At 43.9% G+C, this 23,885-nt stretch carries 22 protein-coding genes and 1 pseudogene (1 of these 23 running past the window's edge); 3 read left to right on the top strand and 20 right to left on the bottom strand.

Annotated features, from left to right (window positions below):
* Positions 1 to 40 precede the first annotated feature (40 nt).
* A complete protein-coding gene (mfd, locus tag PXH59_RS02945; protein WP_285810284.1) occupies positions 41 to 3,487 on the top strand; it encodes a transcription-repair coupling factor in 3,447 nt (1,148 codons plus the stop codon).
* A 136-nt stretch (positions 3,488 to 3,623) separates the two neighbouring features.
* Here the strand turns inward: mfd and umoD are convergent, their stop codons facing one another.
* The 19 genes and pseudogenes from umoD to yceD all read right to left on the bottom strand — a co-directional run bounded on the left by umoD (position 3,624) and on the right by yceD (position 20,019).
* Positions 3,624 to 4,106, bottom strand: coding sequence for a UmoD family flagellar biogenesis regulator (umoD, locus tag PXH59_RS02940; protein ID WP_434223337.1), 483 nt, complete (start codon positions 4,104 to 4,106; stop codon positions 3,624 to 3,626).
* Positions 4,107 to 4,920: 814 nt separating this feature from the next.
* A pseudogene (locus tag PXH59_RS02935) lies at positions 4,921 to 6,224 on the bottom strand (NAD(P)/FAD-dependent oxidoreductase).
* A gap of 201 nt (positions 6,225 to 6,425) precedes the next feature.
* Positions 6,426 to 7,436, bottom strand: a complete 1,011-nt coding sequence (gene nagZ, locus PXH59_RS02930; RefSeq protein ID WP_047767392.1) for a beta-N-acetylhexosaminidase — start codon at positions 7,434 to 7,436, stop codon at positions 6,426 to 6,428.
* Between the two features lie 39 nt (positions 7,437 to 7,475).
* Positions 7,476 to 8,351, bottom strand: coding sequence for a phosphotransferase (locus tag PXH59_RS02925; RefSeq protein WP_285810279.1), 876 nt, complete (start codon positions 8,349 to 8,351; stop codon positions 7,476 to 7,478).
* Positions 8,335 to 8,904 (bottom strand): penicillin-binding protein activator LpoB, encoded by a 570-nt coding sequence (gene lpoB, locus PXH59_RS02920; protein WP_285810277.1) that lies wholly within the window; start codon positions 8,902 to 8,904, stop codon positions 8,335 to 8,337. Before lpoB ends, PXH59_RS02925 begins: the two co-directional genes overlap by 17 nt.
* Positions 8,905 to 9,060: 156 nt before the next feature.
* Positions 9,061 to 9,411, bottom strand: coding sequence for a purine nucleoside phosphoramidase (hinT, locus tag PXH59_RS02915; protein ID WP_285810272.1), 351 nt, complete (start codon positions 9,409 to 9,411; stop codon positions 9,061 to 9,063).
* Between the two features lie 52 nt (positions 9,412 to 9,463).
* Entirely contained in the window at positions 9,464 to 10,249 is a 786-nt protein-coding gene (locus tag PXH59_RS02910; protein WP_285810271.1) for a metal-dependent hydrolase, read from the bottom strand.
* 22 nt (positions 10,250 to 10,271) lie between these two features.
* Positions 10,272 to 11,288 carry a DNA polymerase III subunit delta' gene (gene holB / locus PXH59_RS02905; RefSeq protein ID WP_285810270.1) on the bottom strand — a complete coding sequence of 339 codons (1,017 nt, stop codon included), beginning with the start codon at positions 11,286 to 11,288 and terminating at the stop codon, positions 10,272 to 10,274.
* The gene (gene tmk, locus PXH59_RS02900) at positions 11,281 to 11,913 is read right to left on the bottom strand and encodes a dTMP kinase (RefSeq protein ID WP_285810269.1); all 633 of its coding nucleotides are present in this window, start codon (positions 11,911 to 11,913) and stop codon (positions 11,281 to 11,283) included. The genes holB and tmk overlap by 8 nt, the downstream gene beginning before the upstream one ends.
* Positions 11,910 to 12,935 carry an endolytic transglycosylase MltG gene (gene mltG / locus PXH59_RS02895; protein ID WP_285810268.1) on the bottom strand — a complete coding sequence of 342 codons (1,026 nt, stop codon included), beginning with the start codon at positions 12,933 to 12,935 and terminating at the stop codon, positions 11,910 to 11,912. Before mltG ends, tmk begins: the two co-directional genes overlap by 4 nt.
* Before the next feature lie 39 nt (positions 12,936 to 12,974).
* Complete coding sequence (gene pabC, locus PXH59_RS02890; protein WP_285810267.1) at positions 12,975 to 13,802, bottom strand: aminodeoxychorismate lyase; 828 nt, start codon at positions 13,800 to 13,802, stop codon at positions 12,975 to 12,977.
* 68 nt (positions 13,803 to 13,870) lie between these two features.
* Complete coding sequence (fabF, locus tag PXH59_RS02885) at positions 13,871 to 15,112, bottom strand: beta-ketoacyl-ACP synthase II (RefSeq protein WP_047767374.1); 1,242 nt, start codon at positions 15,110 to 15,112, stop codon at positions 13,871 to 13,873.
* Between the two features lie 74 nt (positions 15,113 to 15,186).
* On the bottom strand, positions 15,187 to 15,423 hold the full coding sequence (gene acpP, locus PXH59_RS02880) for an acyl carrier protein (RefSeq protein WP_012989255.1): 237 nt from the start codon (positions 15,421 to 15,423) through the stop codon (positions 15,187 to 15,189).
* 151 nt (positions 15,424 to 15,574) lie between these two features.
* Positions 15,575 to 16,309 carry a 3-oxoacyl-ACP reductase FabG gene (gene fabG, locus PXH59_RS02875; protein ID WP_285810264.1) on the bottom strand — a complete coding sequence of 245 codons (735 nt, stop codon included), beginning with the start codon at positions 16,307 to 16,309 and terminating at the stop codon, positions 15,575 to 15,577.
* Positions 16,310 to 16,320: 11 nt separating this feature from the next.
* Positions 16,321 to 17,250, bottom strand: coding sequence for an ACP S-malonyltransferase (gene fabD, locus PXH59_RS02870; protein WP_285810262.1), 930 nt, complete (start codon positions 17,248 to 17,250; stop codon positions 16,321 to 16,323).
* An 18-nt stretch (positions 17,251 to 17,268) separates the two neighbouring features.
* The gene (locus tag PXH59_RS02865; RefSeq protein ID WP_285810261.1) at positions 17,269 to 18,222 is read right to left on the bottom strand and encodes a beta-ketoacyl-ACP synthase III; all 954 of its coding nucleotides are present in this window, start codon (positions 18,220 to 18,222) and stop codon (positions 17,269 to 17,271) included.
* Positions 18,223 to 18,229: 7 nt separating this feature from the next.
* The gene (plsX, locus tag PXH59_RS02860; protein WP_072059741.1) at positions 18,230 to 19,282 is read right to left on the bottom strand and encodes a phosphate acyltransferase PlsX; all 1,053 of its coding nucleotides are present in this window, start codon (positions 19,280 to 19,282) and stop codon (positions 18,230 to 18,232) included.
* A 29-nt stretch (positions 19,283 to 19,311) separates the two neighbouring features.
* Positions 19,312 to 19,482 carry a 50S ribosomal protein L32 gene (rpmF, locus tag PXH59_RS02855; RefSeq protein ID WP_004240653.1) on the bottom strand — a complete coding sequence of 57 codons (171 nt, stop codon included), beginning with the start codon at positions 19,480 to 19,482 and terminating at the stop codon, positions 19,312 to 19,314.
* Between the two features lie 12 nt (positions 19,483 to 19,494).
* Positions 19,495 to 20,019, bottom strand: coding sequence for a 23S rRNA accumulation protein YceD (yceD, locus tag PXH59_RS02850; protein WP_285810246.1), 525 nt, complete (start codon positions 20,017 to 20,019; stop codon positions 19,495 to 19,497).
* 145 nt (positions 20,020 to 20,164) lie between these two features.
* Here yceD and PXH59_RS02845 point away from each other — a divergent pair, with 145 nt between their 5' ends.
* Complete coding sequence (locus PXH59_RS02845; protein ID WP_047767362.1) at positions 20,165 to 20,758, top strand: Maf family protein; 594 nt, start codon at positions 20,165 to 20,167, stop codon at positions 20,756 to 20,758.
* Here PXH59_RS02845 and rluC read toward each other — a convergent pair.
* Positions 20,752 to 21,708: a 23S rRNA pseudouridine(955/2504/2580) synthase RluC gene (rluC, locus tag PXH59_RS02840; RefSeq protein WP_285810245.1), complete on the bottom strand. Its 957-nt coding sequence runs from the start codon at positions 21,706 to 21,708 to the stop codon at positions 20,752 to 20,754. The genes PXH59_RS02845 and rluC overlap by 7 nt on opposite strands.
* A 555-nt stretch (positions 21,709 to 22,263) precedes the next feature.
* On the opposite strand from rluC, the gene rne reads away from it, so the two are divergent.
* Positions 22,264 to 23,885, top strand: partial view of a ribonuclease E gene (gene rne, locus PXH59_RS02835; protein ID WP_434223336.1) — the 5' portion only. Its footprint extends 808 nt past the window's final position; 1,622 of the gene's 2,430 nt are visible here — the first part of the coding sequence; the start codon lies at positions 22,264 to 22,266; its stop codon lies off the right edge, out of view.

Raw genomic sequence — 23,885 nt, 5'->3', positions numbered from 1 at the left:
TTGGGAATGGACTGAATCTTAGGAAACACATCAAACGCTTATGTCAGCAAAATATCGTTATCAACTTCCTGAAAGCCGCGGCGATACCCGCGGCTTGGGCCATTTGACAGGTGCAGCCTGTGCCGTTGAATGCGCCGAAATCATTGAACGTCACCCTGGGCCAATACTACTGGTGACCAAAGATATGCAAAATGCCCTACGATTGCGGGATGAAATTCAACAGTTCACCGACGCACCAATAAATACGATGTCAGATTGGGAAACTTTGCCCTACGATAGTTTTTCGCCTCACCAAGAAATTATCTCCAATCGCCTGTCTACGCTTTTTCACCTCCCCTTTATGACGAAAGGGGCATTAATCCTTCCCGTCAACACGTTGATGCAACGTGTCTGCCCCCACGATTATCTCAAAGGTCATGCATTGGTCATGCACAAGGGGCAACGACTTTCACGTGATAAACTGCGGGCAGAACTGGAACAAGCGGGTTATCGCAGTGTTGAACAGGTACTTGAACATGGCGAATTTGCTACACGTGGTGCCTTGTTTGATCTGTTCCCTATGGGGAGTGAATACCCTTATCGTATTGATTTTTTTGATGATGAGATAGATAGCCTACGCACTTTTGATGTGGATAGCCAACGCACACTGGCCGAAGTGGAAAAGATCAATTTATTGCCAGCCCATGAATTCCCAACCGATCAAAATGCGATTGAGCGGTTTCGCAGCCAATGGCGCGAACAGTTCGAAGTCCGTCGTGATGCTGAACATATTTATCAGCAAGTCAGTAAAAAAGTGCTACCTGCTGGCATCGAATATTGGCAGCCGTTGTTCTTTGAACATCCCTTAGCGGCCATCTTTGAATATCTGCCCGACAATACCCTATTGATTACCCAGAATTTGGTCAGTGCTGCGGAACGTTTCTGGCAAGATACGCAACAACGCTTTGAAAGCCGCAACGTTGATCCTATGCGTCCGTTACTCACTCCCGAACAGCTCTGGTTGCCTGTCAATACACTCTTCTCAGGATTAAAAAATTGGCCTCGTATTGAAGTTGATAATGAACCTCTTCCCCAAAAGGCCAGAAATACCAACTTAGCCTATCATCCTCTGCCTGATTTATCGGTTGCAGCACAGCAAAAAGAGCCATTGGATAAATTACGCCGTTTTATGGCGCAATTCAGTGGCAAGATCGTGTTTTCAGTGGAAAGTGAAGGACGCCGGGAATCCATACAAGAATTATTATCCCGCATCAAAATCAATCCGAAAAAAATAGACCAGCTAACCGATGCCAATACTTCTGGCTATTATTTGATGGTTGGTGCCGCAGAGCAAGGTTTTGTTGATGAAGATAACAATCTCGCTCTGATTTGTGAAAGTGACATGCTTGGCGAACGTGTCAGCCGTCGTCGCCAGGATAATCGGCGCACAATTAATACCGATACATTGATCCGTAATCTCGCTGAATTACGGCATGGACAACCGGTTGTTCACCTTGAACATGGCGTTGGGCGCTATCAGGGGCTGATAACATTAGAAGCGGGTGGCATTAAGGCAGAGTATCTTATCCTGACTTATGCCGGAAAAGATAAATTGTATGTGCCTGTTTCTTCCCTTCATCTCATCAGTCGCTATGCGGGTGGTGCTGAGAAAAGCGCTCCCTTGCATAAATTGGGCGGAGAGGCATGGAACAAGGCGCGCCAGAAAGCGGCTGAAAAGGTGCGTGATGTTGCTGCCGAACTCCTGGATGTTTACGCACAACGGGCCGTCAAACCGGGTTTCGCTTTCCACAACGATCGCGAACAGTACCAACTGTTCTGCCAAAGTTTTCCATTTGACACAACATCAGATCAAGAACAGGCCATCAATGCCGTACTTGATGATATGTGCGAACCTATTGCTATGGATAGGCTGGTATGTGGTGATGTCGGGTTTGGCAAAACAGAAGTGGCAATGCGTGCCGCGTTCTTGTCCGTCATCAATAATAAGCAAGTCGCCGTTCTTGTGCCAACCACCTTATTGGCACAGCAGCATTATGATAACTTCCGCGATCGCTTTGCCAATTGGCCTGTGCACATTGAAGTGATGTCACGCTTTCGTAGTGCAAAAGAGCAACAGCAAGTCATTGATATGGCAGCGGAGGGTAAAGTAGATATCATTATTGGTACTCATAAACTACTGCAAAGTGATTTGTGCTGGAAAGATCTCGGTTTGTTGATCGTTGATGAGGAGCATCGTTTCGGCGTTCGCCATAAAGAGCGTATCAAAGCGATTCGGGCAGATGTTGATATCCTGACACTCACCGCCACCCCGATCCCCCGTACGCTTAATATGGCAATGAGTGGCATACGCGATCTCTCCATTATTGCCACTCCCCCTGCCCGTCGGCTGGCGGTCAAAACCTTTGTCCGTGAATATGATAGCCTGGTGATACGTGAATCTATCCTGCGTGAAATTTTGCGCGGTGGGCAGGTTTACTATTTATATAATGATGTTGAAAATATCGAAAAGGCAAAAACCCGGCTGGAAGAGTTGGTTCCCGAAGCCAGAATTGTTGTGGGACATGGGCAAATGCGTGAACGTGATCTGGAACGCGTTATGACGGATTTCCATCGTCAACGTTTTAATGTTCTGGTATGTACCACTATCATCGAAACGGGGATCGATATTCCCAGTGCTAATACCATTATCATTGAACGTGCCGATCATTTTGGCCTAGCCCAATTACACCAATTACGTGGGCGTGTCGGGCGCTCCCATCATCAGGCCTATGCTTATTTGCTGACACCACATCCAAAAGCCATGACCCGCGATGCACAAAAACGGCTTGAAGCCATTGCATCTCTCGAAGATCTGGGGGCGGGTTTTGCATTGGCTACTCACGATTTGGAAATTAGGGGCGCCGGCGAATTGTTGGGTGAAGACCAAAGTGGGCAGATGACCAGCATCGGCTTTACCCTCTATATGGAATTATTGGAAAGTGCTGTTGATGCCCTTAAAAATGGGCGGGAGCCTTCGCTTGAAGATCTCACCAACAACCAGACTGAGATAGAATTGCGTATGCCTGTGCTTTTACCTGATGACTATATTCCAGATGTCAACATCCGCTTATCTTTCTATAAGCGGATTGCCAGCGCACAAAATAATCTCGAATTGGATGAGCTGAAAGTCGAACTCATTGACCGATTTGGTATTCTACCCGATTCAGGACGCCAACTGCTGCACTCTGCTTCTATTCGCCTGACCGCTCAACAACTCGGTATCAAACGCATTGAAGCCCATGAAAAAGGAGGTTTTATTGAATTTGGTAGTAATAATAAAGTCGACCCGAATTATCTAATTAGTTTGTTACAAGTGCAGCCCAATATTTACCGATTGGATGGTTCCTATAAATTGAAATTTATGACTGAATTAACCGAGCGGGCTACTCGTTTATCGTTTATCCAGCAATTATTAGAAAATTTCGATCTACACAAAAGTGATGCCTAATCAAGCCACTTGATCGCGATAAAAAAGTAATGTCACGGTTGCACTATTTTGCCCAGTTCACAAATTTACAACTTAATGTGAACTAAGCGCGAAAAAGTGCAATCCTTTTTATTTTCAGCTAAGAAGTCAAAGAAATTCATTGTGGTGAATACGATTTCAGGATCAATTGTCCTTTCTCATTTAAAGGGATAGAGTCATTGGGTTTGTACTCTATCCTGACTTTTCCTGGTTGCTCACCAATCACATAATTTACGTCATAGGCAACAACACGTGGTTTCTTAAAATGAATTTCTATACAGTTTTTTAACGCCGAGTGGGTTAAAGCAGGATATTTTCTATTAATTTTCAAGTGGTTAATAAGAGTTAAAATACGATACTCATATTTAATCAAATGATTATGCGTAATCCCTTTTACTGTAACAGGAATGGGAAATACTGCAATATGACAATAGGATTGACGAAAAACAACCGTTGATTTGATAGGTTCCGAAGATAATACATGCGCAACACTGGGGCGTGGAGATTCAAAATAGAATGTTGCAGCTATACCAATGATGGCAATAGCAATAATAGTCATTATAGCACTCATTACATACTGTCTTATCGTTAGCTTAACCACATAGCACCTTGATATATTAATAGTTTTCCACACAATTTGATTAAAAGAATATTTCGCAACTATTTTTAAATAAACTAAAAGTGCGCTACGTTCATTATTGAGAAAAATCCTATTCCATTAAGTCAGTAAAATCATTAGTCACTTATCCATGTAGTCATGTATTATGGTAAATAATTTCAGTATTGACTTTACGAAAAAAACAGCTTCCATACCTATTTCATTAAGAGTTAGTACATAAAAATTTATGTGACATTCTCTCTTCATATCATATAAAAAGTTGCCACATAAAAAGTACAGACAACACAAAAAATAGATGATACCCCCTAACAACCTGATCTTACAGACTGTAGTAAAATGGTGATACCAAGGTAACCTAACTAAAACCGGCTTTATTATAACGATTAATTAAATCTGCTGATAAATTATTTGATTATCTATTAGGTAGGTATGCATAACTACGTCAATTAAATCTATCTTGTATAACATATCAATATAATTATGGCGCATTATTTTAAAAAATTATCACATATAACAATAATGAATTAATTTAAATGAGAGCTAAATTTGATTCAAATACAGTTTCATTCATTATATACGCGATAAACTTCAAGTTGCAATCCGCAAGACGCCGCGAAGCCTTATATTTCCCTGCGGCGCGGGGAAATATAACACGCATCTTGAAGTTGGCTTGGTATAGTAAATAACCAGGTTAACTTTAGAGAAGAATAATGATGATAGGTATAATAATAAATATAATGAACAGGTAAATGACCCATCTCAATGAATTACGTCAAGATGAGCCATTTTGGGCTAATTAATGCAACTTCAGGCGTGGACGAATAACGCGGTTAATTCCTCCAACCAGCATCATCAACCCTGTTTTAATATATCCATGTAAAGCGACCTGATGCATACGATACAAAGAGATATAAACCACACGGGCAATGCGGCCTTCAACCATCATTGAACCACGCATCAAGTTCCCCATCAGGCTACCAACAGTACTGAACTTGGATAATGAAACCAATGAACCATGATCTTTGTAAACATACTCTTTCAATGGTTTTTCATTCAACTGTGCCAGAATATTGGCATAACAACGGCTTGCCATCTGGTGAGCAGACTGCGCACGAGGCGGAACAAAACCCCCTCTTTTTTCGGGCATGATGCGCAATCCCCAATGGCAAAAATATGATCATCCCGGGTGGTTTGCAAAGTTGGTTTTACAACCAATTGGTTGATACGGTTGGTTTCCAATCCACCGATATCTTTCATAAAGTCAGGTGCTTTAATCCCCGCAGCCCAAACCATCAAGGAAGCTTTGATCTGCTCACCCTCTTTGGTATTCAACCCATGCTCATCAGCACTGGTCACCATTGTCTTGGTTAATACCTTAACACCCAATTTAGTCAGCTCTTGATGAGCTGCACTGGAAATGCGTGTCGGCAACGCAGGCAGGATACGCTCCCCTGCCTCAACCAACGTCACGTTAAGGGCATCTGAATTCAGGCTTTCAAAGCCATAACTGTTAAGTTGCTTAACCGCATTATAGAGTTCTGCGGAAAGCTCTACGCCTGTCGCGCCACCACCAACAATCGCTATATTCACTTTTTCTTCTGCACGGTGATTTGCAGAATATTTCAGGAACAGGTTCAACATTTCATTGTGGAAACGGTGTGCCTGTTGCGGGTTATCAAGGAAAATACAATTTTCCTTCACACCCGCCGTGCCAAAATCGTTAGATTGGCTGCCCAATGCCATGACAAGAATGTCGTAAGCCAGTTCACGTTCTGGTATTAACAAATCACCATCTTCATTACTGATCCCAGCCAGAGTAATTTTTTTCCCTTCACGATTGATATTCGTGAGTGTACCTAGCTGGAAATTAAAATAATGGTTGCTTGCATGAGCTAAATAACTCAATGCATCAACACCATCATCAAGAGACCCTGTTGCAACTTCATGCAATAGTGGTTTCCATAAATGGCTATTATTGCGATCCACCAAAGTAATTTCGGCTTTTTTCTTACGCCCTAATTTGTGTCCCAAACGCGTTGCCAGCTCTAAACCACCAGCGCCCCCACCAATGATGACAATTCTTGTCTTTGGCGTTGTCATGAATACCCCACTGAAAATACAACATAATGTTATGTAAGGCGCTCAGTTCGTCTCTTTGAGTAAAAAACCTTGAATAACGTCCTTAAATAACTTCAAGCTAAACAAATTTCATAGTGCAAATATCACCAGAATATCATGGCAGGTCAGTTGGTCATACCAAAAACAGTCACAACTAAATTCTTTTGATTAATTAGACATCAATCACAAAAATTGTTCACACAAACCCTGTAACGTCTGGTTAGCTTTTTGCCAACGTGCAGATTTTTGTAACTCTTCCAAACTAAATTGTTTGCCTTGATGGTATAACTGTTTGACTTTAGGTGATTCAATTATCGGCAGGTTATCCAGCACACTGACCGCACCCTCTCGATTGTTACACACTAAAATCATGTCACAACCGGCATCTAATGAGGCTTTAGCCCGTTCAGCATAACTGCCCATCACGGCGGCACCTTCCATCGACAAATCATCGGAAAAAATAACGCCGTTAAATCCTAATTGCTCACGAAGTATGGTTTTCAACCAATAAGGTGAACCACTTGCAGGTCGGTGATCTATCTGAGGATAAATAACGTGAGCAGGCATAATTGCATCCAGCAGATGACGTTGGATAAAATCGCGGAAAATCACCATATCATGGCAACTAATGGCATCCATAGGACGGTTATCCCTTGGTGTTTCCTTATGGGAATCTGCCGTCACGGCGCCATGTCCCGGAAAATGTTTCCCCGTCGATTTCATGCCCGCAGAATGCATTCCTTGGATAAATTTTTCCGCCATTACCATCGCAGGTTCAAGCTCTTCATGGAATGAACGTTCACCAATTGCTGTACATTTATGTCCCAAGTCCAATACTGGCGCAAAGCTGATATCGATATCCATTGCGATCATTTCTGATGCCATTAACCAACCAGACTCTTTTGCCAGATGTGCGCCTATAAGCATGTCATGTACACAAGCAAAAGATTGGGCCGCAGGTAAACGCGTAAACCCCTCATGAAAACGCTGAACCCGTCCACCTTCCTGATCAACAGCAACCACCAAACGGTGGCGGGAAGCTGCGCGGATTTGGCGAACCAATTCACGTAATTGTTCTGTATCATGAAAATTGCGGGTAAACAAAATTAAGCCACCCACTAATGGATGTTGTAAAATTTCGCGCTCTTCATTATCCAATTCATAGCCAACAACATCTAACATTACTGGCCCCATAGCCTTCCTCACTTCTCTTTATATTGGTTATTAGATTCATTACGACAATTTAAAAGTCTGGCGTAAGGGATATGCCAGCGATAAAAATTGTTGTTCTCTTGTCTGCTGCCAGCGCACTTCATACCACATTAACATCATATAACTGACCCACGGCTCCCATCGCTTAATGTGTTGCTGCAATAAATGGATATCTGAATATCCTGATGCCTGAGTACAATAATAATCTAAAAAAGTTTTTTGCTTCACCTCATTCCACTGATTTCCCTTGAATAATACAGCCAGTGAAAAGCCGATATCGACATCCGCAGCATATTCCCAATCAATCAATTTTAACCCTTTTTCAGTCATTAATAGATTATCAGGGTGAATATCCATATGAGCCGGAGCTATCTTTAGCGCGGTGGGTACTCTACTTGCCATAAAAAATTTGTGCAGACGTAACCAACGGGGCGACAAGCGTCTTCTGTCAATCTGCTGCCACTGGAATGCAATTTGTTCTTTTAATTGAAAGGGGTAACCCAATGGAGAATGGTTATGAAGAATAGCAAGCGTTTGAGCTAATGGTTGCTGTAAAATTGGCTGGCCCAGTGTATCGGGTTTTACTTTTGTTCCAGTAAGCCACTCAAGCAACAGCCAGGTTCCGTGCATAGCCACGACTTCAGGCGCAATACCGGTGGAAGATAATCGCCGCAAGATCTGATTTTCTCGTTGACGATCCACGCCGAGCATTTCACTATGCGGTGTTTGCCCGCGTCCAACCATCTGATGCGCTTCATTTGTAGCTGTATTAGCAATAGAGTAACTTCCCTGTGTCAGACCCGTTAATGGCCTAATTTCCCAAGAGTCGGCGGGAATATCAGGCCATAACTGACACAATACCCTGAGCAAAACGTTGCCATTAGTTAACGTCACCACGGCCTGACCAGAGTATTTCGCCAGTTTTCACCAGCATTAACTGCATCTCCAGGTCACGCTGACCATGATTATTGGAGACAACAGAATAGAGAACATAATCGGCATTTAAATAACGAGCCAATCCAATGGACTTGCTGCGCAACCCCAGGCTATCTTCCGATGATAACCCCAGCGCCTGTCTGGCTGAATGGACCTGGGATTTCGGTACAACCTGAAAAGTGTGTTTATTACTGATGACATTCGTAATTGCATCTGTGGCTTTCAGGGTTCGCAATGAGCCATTCGTGTTGTTCTTGACAGAATCAACCAACAGTAATTTTCCCGCTTCCACACCGTTAGCATTAACCATCTGATCCACTAACGGTTGAACAATGCGATCCCAATTAATAGATTGGATTTTAGGCGGCTGGGGAACTTTTTCTGACGGTCCTACCGACGGTTCCGGTTTTTTCTCTGGCTCCACCGGTGTAACAGGAGCAGGCTTTTGTGTTTCTGGAGCGACACAACTCGCCAGCAACATTGCCGATAATATAACAAAGAGAATTCTTTTCATTCATCTACTCCAGTTACATCACTACGTTGTACCGATATATACTCGATAAACTTCAAGTTGCAATCCGCAGAACGACGCAAGGCCTTATATTTCCCCGCTGAGTGGGGAAATATAACACGCATCTTGAAGTTGGATTGGTATACATAAATTAGGTTATTATTTTGCTAATAGCGGTCCCAATGGACGGCCACCGACTAAATGCATGTGGATATGGAAAACTTCCTGCCCAGAATGGCGATTACAGTTCATGATCAGGCGATAGCCATCTTCTGCAATGCCTTCCTCTTTTGCTATTTTCGCTGCCACGGTAAACAGACGTCCTAAGACCAGTTCATGATCGGCAGTAACATCATTAACCGTTGGGATCAATACATTAGGTACGATCAAAACATGGGTTGGTGCCTGAGGGGAAATGTCACGAAATGCCGTGACCAAATCGTCCTGATAAATAATATCAGAAGGAATTTCTCGACGGATGATTTTACTGAAAATAGTTTCTTCTGCCATTTTACTTCTCCTGTTTGTTATAAGGCCTAAAACACCGTGTGACGCAGCTGACTTAGTTTTCTTTAATATCGATATGAAACAGTTCACAAAAATTTCTGGTCGTCACCGCCGCCAATTCTTCAACACTGACACCTTTCAATACTGCCATATATTCAGCAACATCACGTACATAAGCTGGCTGATTTTGCTTACCCCGATGAGGAACCGGTGCCAGATAAGGTGAATCAGTTTCCACCAGAATGCGATCCAGTGGCACAAATCTTGCTGCTTCACGGATCTGCTCGGCATTACGGAAAGTGACAATACCAGAAAAAGAGATATAAAAACCCAAATCCAACAGCGCCCTTGCCGTTTCTTTATCTTCTGTGAAACAGTGCAACACGCCGCCACAATCCCGGACTTTTTCTTCCCGTAAAACCATTAATGTATCGTCTCTTGCGTCACGGGTATGCACAATCACTGGCTTATTTAATTCCCGGCCAATGCGAATATGTTGACGAAATGAAGTTCTCTGACGTTCAGCATTTTCTTGCTGATAATAATAATCCAGGCCGGTTTCCCCCATGGCAACGACTTCTTCATCCGCAGCCAATCGGGCAAGCTCTTCGAAATCGTAACCTTCATCCAGATTCAATGGGTGGATACCACAGGAATACGCGACATTTTCCCGCTTACCAATCAATGCCTTCATTTGCCGGAAACCCGGCAACGTGGTTGCCACCGCCAGCATATACTTCACATCCCGTTCGGCCGCTTTCGCCACAACATCATCTACACTTTGGTGCAGCGTTTCATAATCAAGGCAATCGAGATGACAATGTGAATCAACTAAAAACATAATAGGCTCGTATCTGACTAAGTTACTGGGCGGGACAAAATTGCCTTTCCCAATTGAGTAATTGTTCCGTTAACAACAATTCCCGATTGACTCCCACCACCGATAATAATTGATGACGACAATGTACCCAGTCATCAACTGTATTTAATAATGTTTCCACACTTTGGCGAGAAGCAAGATAATGAATCAAAACCTGCTGATCTTGGTTGATACAGTAATTCTGCGCCTGCTGCCGCCATTTTACTGCATCGGATAATAAGCTGATCAGCCAATGCAAAGATTGCTGCACATCATCACGATTCAGTAAGGGTAAAAGTGTCAGGGTATCACATTTATGTAATGCCTGTTCAATCGCCTGGCAAAGTGAATTCCTCTGCTGCCATTTTTCAGTTTGGAGTAGTTGCTCCGCAGCCAATGGCGCTCCCTGAGAAAGTTTCAATGCTGTTTGTGCATCCAACGAAGATATCGCTGGTAGCTGTTTTTGCAGCCAATAAAGCCCCGCCGAGGCTTCAGGCGCTGGCACAAAATAGTAAAAACAGCGGCTGCGTAGTGTTGCCAGCAAATTTACAGGGCTTTGACACTGCAACAAAAAGTAGGTGTTTTGTGGCGGTTCTTCCAACGTTTTCAATAAGGCGTTAGAAGCAGCATCAGTCAGGGATTCTGCGGATGTGATCCAGGCAATTTTGGCTCCCCCTTGCTGAGAATATTCATAGAGCTTCTCACTGAGCCGACGTACTGCGTCTACTCCAATGACATTTTTTCCCTTCTCAGGAGCAAGAACATGCCAGTCAGAATGTGTTGCCGCCAACATCAAATGACAGCCGTGGCATTTGCCACAGCTTTTAATGCCCTGTTTATTCTGACACATTAACCAGCGACTCAAACCATACAATAATGCATCATCCCCCATTCCTGCATGAGCATGAAGCAAAATAGCATGATGTCCACGCCCCTGCTGGTGGAATTCAACTAACTGACGGTATGCCTGATTGAGCCACGGATACCAGTTCTTGTCTGAATTGCCTGTGCTTTTAGTCAAGGTTCTTTAACCAATCAAGTAGGGTATGACGAATATCATCCTGCACTTTTTCCAGTGGCTGGGTTGCATCAATCTTTTTGATACTGTCATCTTTCGCCATAAGTTCGAGATATTTTGTACGCGTGCGGTGGAAAAAATCTAAGGACTCCTTTTCAATCCGATCCAATTCACCGCGCTCAAGCGCACGTTGTAAGCCCACTTCGGGTGGTACATCAAGATAAAGGGTTAAATCTGGGGAGAAATCGCCCAATGCTGCACTGCGTAGTGACGCCATCAAGTGCTGATCGAGGCCTCGGCCTCCCCCCTGATAAGCCTGGGATGAGAGATCATGGCGATCACCAATGACCCACGTTCCCTTTACCAAAGCTGGCTTGATAATATTTTCTACCAATTGAACTCTGGCAGCATATAGCATTAATAGTTCTGCTTTATCTGTCAGTGATTCTCCTTCAACCCCTTGTTTAATCAGCTCACGTAATTTTTCTGCTAACGGCGTCCCGCCAGGTTCACGGGTAAGCGCCAAATCAGAAATACCTTGCTGCTTCAAGGTTTCAACCACTGTTTGGATTGCCGTTGTTTTTCCAGCACCCTCAAGCCCTTCAATTACAATAAATTTGCTACTCATTTATCCTGCTTTAACCTTTGGCGATAAAGACTTACTGCCTTATTATGTGCTACCAGATTGGTGGTGAATGTGTGCCCCCCATCGCCATTCGCCACAAAATATAAATATTCCGTGACAGCAGGATGTGCTGCGGCCTTAGTTGAAGCCAGACCTGGCATGGCGATAGGGGTTGGTGGCAACCCATCAATCATATACGTATTGTATGGTGTAAATGTGTTGAGATTACTGCGAAAAATCGTACCCGTATATTTATCTCCCAATCCATAAATCACGGTTGGATCAGTTTGCAGTTTCATCTTTAACCGTAGACGATTCACGAATACAGAGGCAACTTTGGTTCGTTCAGATTCAATTGCCGTCTCTTTTTCAATAATAGAGGCCATGATCAACATTTCATAGGCACTTTTATATGGCAGGTTTTTTTCCCTGTTTTCCCATTCCTGCCCGACGACGGTTTTCATTTTGTTATGGGCGCGTTTAAGTAACGCCAAGTCACTCGTGCCTGCTGTATACAAATAGGTATCAGGATAAAACCAACCTTCCAGTGACTCGCCTTCTTTCATGCCTAAAGCATCAAGCAGCTCTTTCGGCGTCTTATTTTCTATTTCATGCTTTAAGTATGGCGCATTCTGCAATATTTTTGACCAATCAGATAAACGGCTGCCTTCAACAAAGCGAATGGTAAACTGAGTTTCTTTGCCACTGGCAAACAGTTGCAGGACAGACTTCAAAGACATCCCTTTTTGCAAACGGTAAGTTCCAGCCTTGAACTTTGCCAGCTCTGGTTTAAAGCGAAGCAGCCATGGCAATAATTGACTCTCTTCAATCAATTTATACTGGGTCAGTAAGGCTTGCAGGCCAGTGCGTCCAGTTCCCACCGGCACAGTAAATATAAGCTCCTGGCTAAGATTAATCCCTTGATCAGCAAAGTTCTCTATTTTCTTCATAAAAGAAAAAAATACGATCACCGCGATCGCAATAAATAATCCGGGCAGAATGAAAATGGGCTTTTTTAGTTTCATTCGGTAATCACTTTATTTGTGCTTCTGAATACTAATTCGCTAAGGTTTTAAACATTCAGGTAATAAATATTCATGCAACTCTCTTGATTGATATTTCCATGCAGGTTGATTTTCATGCGCTTGAATTTGACTCACTGGCAGTACTGGCATTAAGGAATTACAGATAATCACTTCGTCTGCATAAGCCAGCGCTTCGGGATAGCGCATAATACATGATAAGCGATAATCACTTTTCGCCAACAATTCGATGATCTTTTGTCGCATAATCCCCGCTACCCCACACTGGCTGAGATCAGGTGTATAAACATTTTTGCCTTTTCGCCAGAAGATATTGGCAGTAGCGCATTCAACCAATAAGCCATCACTATCAAGTACCAGGGCTTCATCTGCGCCTGATTGTTCAATAAACCGTTTGATCAAAACCTGCTCCAAACGATTTAAGTGCTTAATGCCAGCCAGATAGGGATTAATTCCCATTGGAATCGGGCTAAGAGTCAATGACACACCTTTTTGACGCTGAGTTATATATCGTTCAGGATATGAACTCAAAGACAAGATCTGGGTAGGCGTAGTCGTGTCAGCAAAACTATAGCCACGGCCTCCCGTGCCTCTGGAAAGAATGATTTTCAACACACCGGAATCACACCCTTTCACTACCTGTTTAATATGGTTCTCAAGTTGGAACCAATCCAGTGCTGGCATAAAGAGTTTTTCAACACCTTTCTGCAACCGTTTTATATGCAAAGGTAGCAAAACCGGTATCCCTTGCTCAACCTTTATTGTGGTAAAACAGCCGTCACCAAACTGCACCGCACGATCATTGACAGGTATATGATCACACTGATTACCATTAATCCAATACGTCATGTTAACTTCTTATTTTTGATAAAAAAGCCCCAACATTTGTCGGGGCTTTTCATAAACACAAAGTGATTTTAGATCTTGCGGAAAATCAATGACCCGTTGGTGCCACCGAAACCAAAAGAGTTACACAATGCGTATTCCATTCCTTCAACGCTACGCGCTGCGCCCGGAACTAAATCCAAACGACAGTTCTCATCCTGATTCTCCAGGTTAATGGTTGGAGGAACAATCTGATCACACAGAGAAAGAACAGTGAAAATAGATTCAATCGCGCCTGCGGCACCCAACAAATGGCCTGTCATTGATTTGGTAGAACTCACTAATACTTTAGTGCCTTCACCAAAAACAGCCTCCACTGCACGAGCTTCTGCAAGATCACCCACTTGCGTAGATGTACCATGGGCATTGATGTAACTCACCTGCTCTGGTGAAATTCCCGCATCATTCAGGGCATTTTGCATTGCTAAAGCAGCACCTGCGCCATCTTCAGGAGGCGATGTCATATGATAAGCATCGCTGCTCATGCCAAAACCAACAACTTCAGCATAGATTTTGGCACCGCGTTTTTTGGCATGCTCATACTCTTCAAGCACAACGACACCTGCACCATCACCCAGCACAAAGCCATCACGATCTTTATCCCAAGGGCGGCTTGCCCTTTGAGGATCATCATTACGGGTTGACAATGCACGTGCAGCACCAAATCCAGCAACTCCAAACTCAGTACTCGCTTTTTCTGCACCGCCCGCCAGCATAATGTCAGCATCATTATAGGCAATGATGCGAGCCGCATGGCCAATATTATGTACGCCAGAAGTACAAGCAGTTGCAATGGAAATGCTCGGGCCACGAAGACCATACAGAATGCTCAAATGGCCCGCCACCATATTAATGATGGTTGAAGGTACAAAGAATGGGCTAACCTTACGAGGCCCTGACGATAGCAGTGTGCTGTGATTTTCTTCGATCAGCCCTAACCCACCAATACCAGAACCAATGGCCGCACCAAAGCGGCCAGCATTGGCTTCTGTTACTTCGATTCCTGCATCGTCAATAGCTTGCTTGCCAGCAGCAATACCATACTGAATGAAGAGATCCATTTTCCGTGCTTCTTTGCGCGAAATATTGAAATCTTCATGATTAAAATTCTTCACCAAACCTGCAAACTTAGTTGCATGGTTACAGGTATCAAAATGTTCGATAAGGCCGATACCACTCTGTCCGGCACAAACAGCATTCCAGGAAGACTCTACTGTATTGCCGACAGGAGATAACATGCCTAGTCCGGTCACGACTACTCGACGCTTAGACACGGTTATCCTCCAAGGAGGGAAAAAAATTAGGACGAAAAACATAGGCGGTCGAACGACCGCCTAGGTATGTGTGCTTATTTACCTGCGTTTTCAACGTAGTCAATAGCAGCCTGAACTGTAGTGATTTTTTCAGCTTCTTCGTCTGGGATCTCGATATCGAACTCTTCTTCCAGAGCCATTACCAGTTCAACTGTGTCAAGAGAATCAGCGCCCAAGTCATCAACAAATGAAGCTGTGTTCACAACTTCTTCCTCTTTAACACCCAGTTGTTCAACGATGATTTTCTTAACGCGTTCGTCGATAGTGCTCATACTATTAAATTTCCTATCAAAACTCGCTTTTGCGATGGTTTTCGTAGTTTATAAAATACAGGAAAAGATGCAACCAAATCCCGGCTGGTCGAACCACAATCTGCTTTTTTTGTACAAAAAACACATCAAAAACAGTGGGTTCGCTCATTTTTTAGATCATGTACATGCCACCATTGACATGTAATGTTTCACCTGTGATGTAAGCGGCCTCGTCAGAAGCAAGAAACGCTACAGCACTGGCAATTTCCTTTGCATCACCAAGACGATTAGCAGGTATTCCAGCAGCAATGCCTGCACGTTGTTCGTCTGTCAACGCTCTGGTCATATCAGTTTCGATAAAACCAGGTGCAACAACGTTAACCGTGATGCCACGGGAAGCGACTTCACGAGCCAATGATTTACTGAAACCAATAACTCCTGCTTTCGCTGCCGCGTAATTCGCCTGTCCCGCATTTCCCATTGTTCCAACAACAGAGCCAATAGAAATAATACGTCCATAACGTTTTTTCATCATAGAGCGCATTACTGCTTTTGACAGACGAAAAATCGAAGAAAGATTAGTGTCAATAATATCTTGCCACTCATCATCTTTCATGCGCATCAACAAGTTATCACGAGTGATGCCTGCATTATTAACTAAAATGTCTATTTCACCAAATTCAGCACGAATATTCGAGAGTGCATTTTCAATGGATTCTGAATCTGTGACATCCAGTACAAAACCTTTACCTTTATCACCAAGAAAGGCACTGATTGCTTCAGCGCCCTTCTCACTGGTTGCGGTACCAATAACACATGCACCACGTTCAACCAATAATTCTGCAATCGCGCGACCTATGCCACGGCTCGCGCCAGTGACCAGCGCAATTTTTCCATCAAAGCTCATTTTTTCCCCAGTCATTTATTCAGAGCAACTGTGAGTGATGATACATCATTTACTGCTACAGCACTTAAAGTATCAACAATACGTTTCGTTAACCCAGTGAGTACCTTACCTGGCCCAATTTCTAACAATTGTTCAACCCCAAGCCCTGCAATATATTCAACTGATTCTGTCCAACGTACAGGATTATACAACTGACAAACCAACGCGTCCCGAATAGCATCAGCAGATTTTTCTACTTTTACATCGACGTTATTCACGACAGGGAATTGCGGCTGGTTAAACTCAACGTCTTGCAATGCAGCCGCCAGTTGTTCAGCAGCAGATTTCATCAATGCACAGTGCGAAGGCACACTAACGGATAGTGGCAGTGCCCGTTTTGCACCTGCGGCCTTACATGCCGCTCCCGCACGCTCTACAGCCTCTTTTTCACCTGCGATAACCACCTGCCCAGGTGAATTAAAATTAACCGGCGAAACAATCTGACCTTGTGCTGACGCTTCACATGCCTTTGCAATGGATTCATTATCTAAACCGATAATGGCATACATTGCTCCCTGCCCTTCTGGTACAGCTTCCTGCATCAACTTCCCACGCAATTCAACAAGTTTAATGGCTTGCTGGAAATCAATCACGCCCGCACAGACCAGTGCAGAATATTCGCCAAGGCTATGGCCTGCCATTATGGACGGTGCCTTACCGCCTTTCTCCTGCCATACACTCCAAATCGCCACTGAAGCTGCCAGCAATGCAGGTTGAGTTTTCCAGGTTTTATTCAGTTCTTCTATCGGTCCTTGCTGAACCAACGTCCATAAATCATATCCCAAAACCGCAGAAGCCTCTGCGAACGTTTGCTCAACCAGTGGAAACTCTGCGGCTAAATCAGCCAACATCCCCAGAGATTGAGAACCTTGACCGGGAAACACCATTGCAAAATCAGACATGTTTATTTTCCTGTTAAATTAAAAACGTACCAGCGCTGAGCCCCAGGTAAAGCCACCGCCAAATGCTTCAAGTAAAACAAGTTGGCCGCGTTGGATCCTTCCATCACGTACCGCTTCATCGAATGCCGTCGGAATAGATGCGGCCGAGGTGTTGCCATGACGATCTAAAGTGATGACCACTTTATCCATTGTCATATCTAATTTCTTGGCAGTTGCCGCAATAATACGCAAATTCGCCTGATGAGGTACTAACCAATCAAGCTGAGAGTGAGGCACGTTGTTGGCTTCCAATGTTTCATCAACAATATTCGCTAATTCACGAACCGCCACTTTAAAGACTTCATTGCCGGCCATAGTCACATATTCTGGAGTATCACACTCCACCCGGCTTTGATGCGGCAATGACAGTAAGTCACCATAACGGCCATCAGCATGAAGATGAGTGGATAAGATGCCGGGTTCCTCTGAAGCCCCGACAACCATTGCTCCTGCTGCATCGCCGAAAAGAATAACTGTGCTGCGATCTTTAGGATCGACGACCCTTGAAATAATGTCAGAGCCAATCACCAGTGCATGTTTAGCCGCACCTGTTTTAATAAATTTATCGACAACACTTAACGCGTAAGTAAAGCCGGCACACGCTGCGGCAACATCAAAAGCCGCTACGCCTGGAATGCCCAACAACTGCTGGATTTGGCAAGCGGCACTAGGGAAAGCATGAGTTGAACTTGTTGTGGCAACAACGATTAAGTCAATTTGTGTTTTATCGATGCCCGCCATTTCAATGGCTTTTTCAGCCGCTTTGAAACCCAAAATGGCAACATTTTCATCTTCAGCCGCAATACGGCGCTCACGAATACCCGTCCGAGTGACAATCCATTCGTCAGACGTATCTACCATTTTTTCTAAATCTGCGTTAGTACGCACCTGCGCAGGCAAATAACTGCCCGTACCTAAGATCTTTGTATACATGTTATGTTTATTCACTCTTGGGTAATACTGCATCCAGTCGGGCAGCGATTCTGTCTGGAACCTGCTTCTCTATAGCTTGAATGGCTTGATCAATAGCAGCCTTAAAAGCACGTTCATTGGCAGCACCGTGGCTTTTTATAACGATACCACGTAATCCTAATAACGTTGCTCCGTTATACTGGTCAGGGTTTAGATGGCCGAACCGTTTGGTTATCTGTCTCAGTAACCATCTTTTCACTATCTTCATCTTGAAGAGTTTCATCAACCAAGATGATTTTTTCTGCTGACCATCCGGTGACTTTATCAGAGTTAAAATCACTCTGATCGCACCTTCCATCGTTTTCAGCGTAACATTACCTGCGAAGCCGTCACATACGAGTACATCCGTTTTTCCGGTCAGTAACTCATTTCCTTCCACATACCCGATGTAATTAATCGTTGGGATATTACGCAAGGTTATAGCGGCTTCGCGGATATTATCTAGCCCTTTGGATTCCTCTTCTCCGATATTAAGTAACGCAACACGTGGATTATCCACACCAGCAACATACTCCGCCATTACGGAACCCATAATCGCAAACTGAACTAACATACTGCTATTACAATTAATATTAGCGCCTAAATCTAATACAACTGTTTTCTGCTGTTTTAGATTAGGTATCACCGTCATCAATGCAGGCCGTTCAATACCTTCAATGGATTTCAGCATCAATTTAGCCAATCCCATCAAAGCCCCTGTATTTCCCGCACTGACACAAGCCTGAGCTTTGCCCGACTTCACTAAGTCTAGTGCTATACGCATTGAAGTACCATGACTGGAACGGATGGCCTGAGATGGCCTTGCATCGTTGGAAACGATATGTTCCGCAGGAACAATTTGCAAGCGGCTAAACAGCTCGGCATTTTGATTTGCAAGCAAAGGAAAGATGGTTTCGGGATTGCCGACCAACAATAGCTTCAGTTGTGGATTAGATGCCAGTGCCTGCAATGCAGCAGGCACCGTAACGCGAGGACCAAAGTCCCCGCCCATAGCATCTAACGCTAAGGTTAGATTAACCAAGATATCAACTTGCTAATGATTAGCTGAAATTACTTGTTGATTACCTTGCGGCCACGGTAGTAGCCATCAGCAGTCACGTGATGACGCAGGTGAGTTTCACCAGAAGTTTTGTCTACAGAGACAAGTGTTGCAGACAGTGCGTCATGAGAACGACGCATACCACGCTTAGAACGAGTTGGTTTATTCTGTTGTACGGCCATTGACCTTACTCCTTAAGTACTTTTCTTTAAACTGGCTAATACGGCAAACGGGTTTGGTTTTTCTGCTTCAGGAGGCAGCGTACCAAACACCATATCCGCGTCGGACACTTCACAGTGTTCAGAATCATGTACCGGAACCACCGGCAGAGACAGAATTATTTCATCTTCAATCATTGCCAGCAAATCTATTTCGCCAAATTCGTTAACGTTTATTGGCTCATACTCTTCCGGTAATGCCTCAGCCTGTTCATCATTGACAACCGGGCTAAAACAATACGTTGTGTGAACATGATGACTGAAATTACTGCCACAACGCTGACAGGCAAGCGTAACATCCACTTCGGAATGCCCTTTTACAACTGCCAGACGCTGATTATCAATTTCAAATGATAATGAGTTATCTACATCACTATCCACACTGACCACAGTTTCTGCAAGACGAGAAACTTGCTCAGCAGAGTAACTACCATGGTAATCCAATCTTTTCTGGGCTGCTCGAAGTGCATCAATGGTCAGGGGTAATTTTACCTTTTGCATAAGGCGCGCATATTATCTTTGTAATGAGACATAGTCAAAGAAAAAGGCCACACATCTACGCCTTTCCGTCAAATATTCGCTTATTAAGCGGCGTATAGTTTAAAATGCCTGCAAATATTTCTCTACGTATTTTATGGAAAAAAAGATGCTTCCGATTATTTTATCGTCAACTTCCGAATATCGCCGCCAATTGCTAGAAAAGCTGGGATTACCTTTTACCTGTGCTGCTCCCAATATTGATGAAAGCCCGCTGGAAAACGAAAGTCCAAAACAGTTGGTAACGCGGCTGTCACAGGCAAAAGCTCACGCATTACAGCGGGAGTATTCTAGCCACCTCATTATAGCGTCAGATCAAGTTTGTGTTTTGGATGACAGGATCACCGGCAAACCCCATAATTTTGAGAATGCTTTCTTGCAATTGGAAAAAGCCAGTGGAAAATGTGTCACTTTTTATACTGGCATTACCTTATTCAATAGCAAAACAGAAGTGGTTGATACTCGTTGCGAGCTATTCCATGTCTATTTCAGAGATCTGACAGAAACAGAAATTACTTATTATCTCAACAAAGAAAAACCCTTCAATTGTGCGGGTAGTTTCAAAAGCGAAGGCTTAGGAATTACATTATTCGAAAAACTTGACGGCAAAGATCCAAACACACTTATCGGCTTACCATTAATAACGTTGACAGAAATGCTTATCCGTCAGGGGATAAACCCACTGACGGTATGCTATCAATGATGATTATGCCGCAATATTCTTAAACATTTCCGCAATCTGTCATCCATTGGGGCTTCGAAACGCAGCGTTTCCCCGGTGGATGGATGGGTGAACTTTAATGCGTTGGCATGTAAGAACAATCGGTTAAGTCCTGTTTCTGCAAGTTGGGCATCAAATGTTCTGTCACCATAGCGATCATCAAACGCAATCGGATGACCGGCATGTAAAGAGTGCACTCGGATCTGGTGAGTTCGCCCTGTCACTGGGCTTGCCCGCACCAATGTTGCAAATGCATATCGTTCTTCAACTTTAAACCGTGTTTCAGACGGTTTGCCTTCTTTACTGACTTTAACCACCCTTTCTCCACTTTGCAGGGTGTTTTTCAATAAAGGGGCTTCTACAACTTTACAATGGGATTGCCATTGCCCACGCACTAGCGCCAAATAGTCTTTCTGCATCTGTTTCAAGCGTAATTGTTCATGCAATGCCCGCAATGCAGAACGTTTTTTCGCAATCAACAAAATACCCGATGTATCCCGGTCAAGCCGATGTACCAGTTCAAGAAAGCGGGCTTCAGGACGCAAAGCCCGCAATCCTTCTATCACGCCAAAACTCAGGCCACTGCCCCCATGTACTGCGGTTCCTGAGGGTTTGTTGATGACTAAAATATGGTCATCTTCATACAAGATACATTCCGCCAAAGCAGCAACCTTAGCCAGCTTGACAGATATCGGTGTTTCTTGTTTTTCTGCGACTCTAACCGGCGGGATCCTGATGACATCACCTGCTGTCAATTTATATTCAGGCTTAATTCTTCCTTTGTTGACTCGAACTTCACCTTTACGCAAGATCCGATAGATCATGCTCTTAGGTACGCCTTTTAAACGGGCCAACAAAAAGTTATCAATTCGCTGACCGGCATATTCGTCATCAATCGTGACAAACTGTACAATTTGATTATCTGTTTTCATGGGTGAGATTCTAATAATCCAACAAACAGAGCGCCACTCATTTTTAACCATGTCTAAATAACAGCCATTTTTCCTACTTCATTGTTTCAGGTGACTTAGGATAAAGACTAAATATTAACAACTTATCACTATTTCCTAATAAAAAACCTGTAAAGCGACAAAGTCATCTTGCTATCACCCCAATAGCAATGGAATAATGCTTTCTGGCCACGGTTTACTAAACTATGAATGGCAAGATTGAAATTGTTTGTTATCTGTTTGATCGAGCAAAAACGCAGCAATGGCATAAGACGTAATGTTCGATCAAATAATTTATGGGCTGCGGGTGGCAGCTTACTGGATTGGGTAAAATCTGTACCTATTTATTACAGTGCCCCAATAAAGAGTACTGTGTTCAAATGAAATTCAGACTCGCCGACAAATAGGCGCCTCTATACAAACGATAGCCGTGAGGCTGACGGTTTTGTAAAAGACACGAGGCCATCGGTAACTAGTAGCTCGCCTCTTTTTTACTCGCAGCTCTATATTCATGTAAAAAATAATGAGTAAGTTAGAATGAAAAGAATGTTAATCAACGCAACCCAGCAGGAAGAGTTGCGTGTTGCCCTTGTTGATGGGCAACGTCTTTATGATTTGGATATTGAAAGCCCTGGACACGAGCAGAAAAAGGCAAATATATATAAAGGGAAAATTACTCGAATTGAACCTAGCCTGGAAGCTGCTTTTGTTGATTACGGCGCGGAGCGTCATGGTTTCCTACCCATAAAAGAAATTGCTCGCGAATATTTCCCAAGTAATTATCACTCTCATGGTCGCCCTAATATTAAGGATATCCTTAAAGAAGGCCAGGAAGTCATCGTCCAGGTTGATAAAGAAGAACGAGGCAACAAAGGGGCAGCTTTAACAACCTTTATTAGTCTGGCTGGCAGCTATTTAGTCCTGATGCCAAATAACCCAAGAGCAGGCGGAATTTCTCGCCGCATTGAGGGTGATGATCGCATCGAATTAAAAGAAGCGCTTTCTTCTCTTGAAGTTCCAGAAGGCATGGGGCTTATCGTGCGTACCGCAGGTGTCGGCAAATCAGCTGAAGCTTTGCAGGGAGATTTAAACTTCCGCCTGAAACATTGGGAAGCTATCAAAAAAGCTGCCGACAGCCACACCGCGCCCTTCCTGATCCATCAGGAAAGTAATGTGATCGTACGCGCATTCCGTGACTATCTGCGCCCAGATATTGGGGAAATCTTGATCGACAACCCTAAAATCCTTGATTTGGCACGCCAACACATCACTGCCCTGGGACGCCCGGATTTTGCCAGTAAAATCAAACTGTACAGTGGTGAAGTCCCCCTGTTCAGCCATTATCAAATAGAATCGCAAATCGAATCGGCTTTCCAGCGTGAAGTTCGGTTACCTTCCGGCGGCTCTGTCGTCATTGATACGACTGAAGCTTTAACGGCTATCGATATCAACTCATCCCGTTCAACTCGTGGTGGTGATATTGAAGAAACGGCATTTAATACCAACCTGGAAGCTGCTGATGAAATTGCACGCCAATTGCGTCTGCGTGACCTCGGTGGCCTGATTGTTATCGATTTCATTGACATGACTCCCGTGCGTCATCAACGTGAAGTTGAAAATCGGTTACGTGACTCTGTAAGACAAGATCGCGCCCGTATTCAAATCGGCCGGATTTCCCGCTTTGGCTTACTGGAGATGTCACGCCAGCGTTTAAGCCCATCCTTGGGTGAATCCAGTCACCATGTCTGCCCGCGTTGTAGCGGCACCGGCACTATTCGTGATAATGAATCACTGTCCCTGTCAATTCTGCGTTTAATCGAAGAAGAAGCGCTAAAAGAAAACACACATCAGGTTCATGCCATTGTTCCTGTGCAGATCGCCTCTTACTTACTGAATGAGAAACGTCAGGCAGTCAGCGCCATTGAGCACCGCCAGGGTGATGTTGGTGTTGTCATTGTTCCAAATGATCAAATGCAAACGCCACATTTCTCTGTCTTACGGGTACGTAAAGGCGAAGAAATTTCAACGTTGAGCTATTTGCTTCCACAACTGCATGAAGCGGAAATGATAAATGCTCAGGACGATATTCAGCATGAACGCAAACGTCCAGAGCAACCAGCCATTTCAACTTTTGATCTGCCAGCAGAAGCCGCACCGAC

This window comes from Xenorhabdus bakwenae (genome assembly GCF_030272115.1).
In the GTDB taxonomy this organism is placed as follows: Bacteria; Pseudomonadota; Gammaproteobacteria; order Enterobacterales; family Enterobacteriaceae; genus Xenorhabdus; species Xenorhabdus bakwenae.
The sequence above is the reverse complement of the archived record's forward strand: the minus strand, read 5'-3'. Positions and strand labels throughout refer to the sequence as shown.

Coding starts and splice junctions, on each gene's coding strand:
- mfd (WP_285810284.1), top strand. CDS start 41: ATGTCAGCAAAATATCGTTATCAACTTCCTGAAAGCCGCGGCGATACC.
- nagZ (WP_047767392.1), bottom strand. CDS start 7,436: ATGGGGCCAGTAATGTTAGATGTTGTTGGCTATGAATTGGATAATGAA.
- lpoB (WP_285810277.1), bottom strand. CDS start 8,904: ATGAAAAGAATTCTCTTTGTTATATTATCGGCAATGTTGCTGGCGAGT.
- hinT (WP_285810272.1), bottom strand. CDS start 9,411: ATGGCAGAAGAAACTATTTTCAGTAAAATCATCCGTCGAGAAATTCCT.
- PXH59_RS02910 (WP_285810271.1), bottom strand. CDS start 10,249: ATGTTTTTAGTTGATTCACATTGTCATCTCGATTGCCTTGATTATGAA.
- tmk (WP_285810269.1), bottom strand. CDS start 11,913: ATGAGTAGCAAATTTATTGTAATTGAAGGGCTTGAGGGTGCTGGAAAA.
- mltG (WP_285810268.1), bottom strand. CDS start 12,935: ATGAAACTAAAAAAGCCCATTTTCATTCTGCCCGGATTATTTATTGCG.
- pabC (WP_285810267.1), bottom strand. CDS start 13,802: ATGACGTATTGGATTAATGGTAATCAGTGTGATCATATACCTGTCAAT.
- acpP (WP_012989255.1), bottom strand. CDS start 15,423: ATGAGCACTATCGACGAACGCGTTAAGAAAATCATCGTTGAACAACTG.
- fabG (WP_285810264.1), bottom strand. CDS start 16,309: ATGAGCTTTGATGGAAAAATTGCGCTGGTCACTGGCGCGAGCCGTGGC.
- fabD (WP_285810262.1), bottom strand. CDS start 17,250: ATGTCTGATTTTGCAATGGTGTTTCCCGGTCAAGGTTCTCAATCTCTG.
- PXH59_RS02865 (WP_285810261.1), bottom strand. CDS start 18,222: ATGTATACAAAGATCTTAGGTACGGGCAGTTATTTGCCTGCGCAGGTG.
- rpmF (WP_004240653.1), bottom strand. CDS start 19,482: ATGGCCGTACAACAGAATAAACCAACTCGTTCTAAGCGTGGTATGCGT.
- yceD (WP_285810246.1), bottom strand. CDS start 20,019: ATGCAAAAGGTAAAATTACCCCTGACCATTGATGCACTTCGAGCAGCC.
- PXH59_RS02845 (WP_047767362.1), top strand. CDS start 20,165: ATGCTTCCGATTATTTTATCGTCAACTTCCGAATATCGCCGCCAATTG.
- rluC (WP_285810245.1), bottom strand. CDS start 21,708: ATGAAAACAGATAATCAAATTGTACAGTTTGTCACGATTGATGACGAA.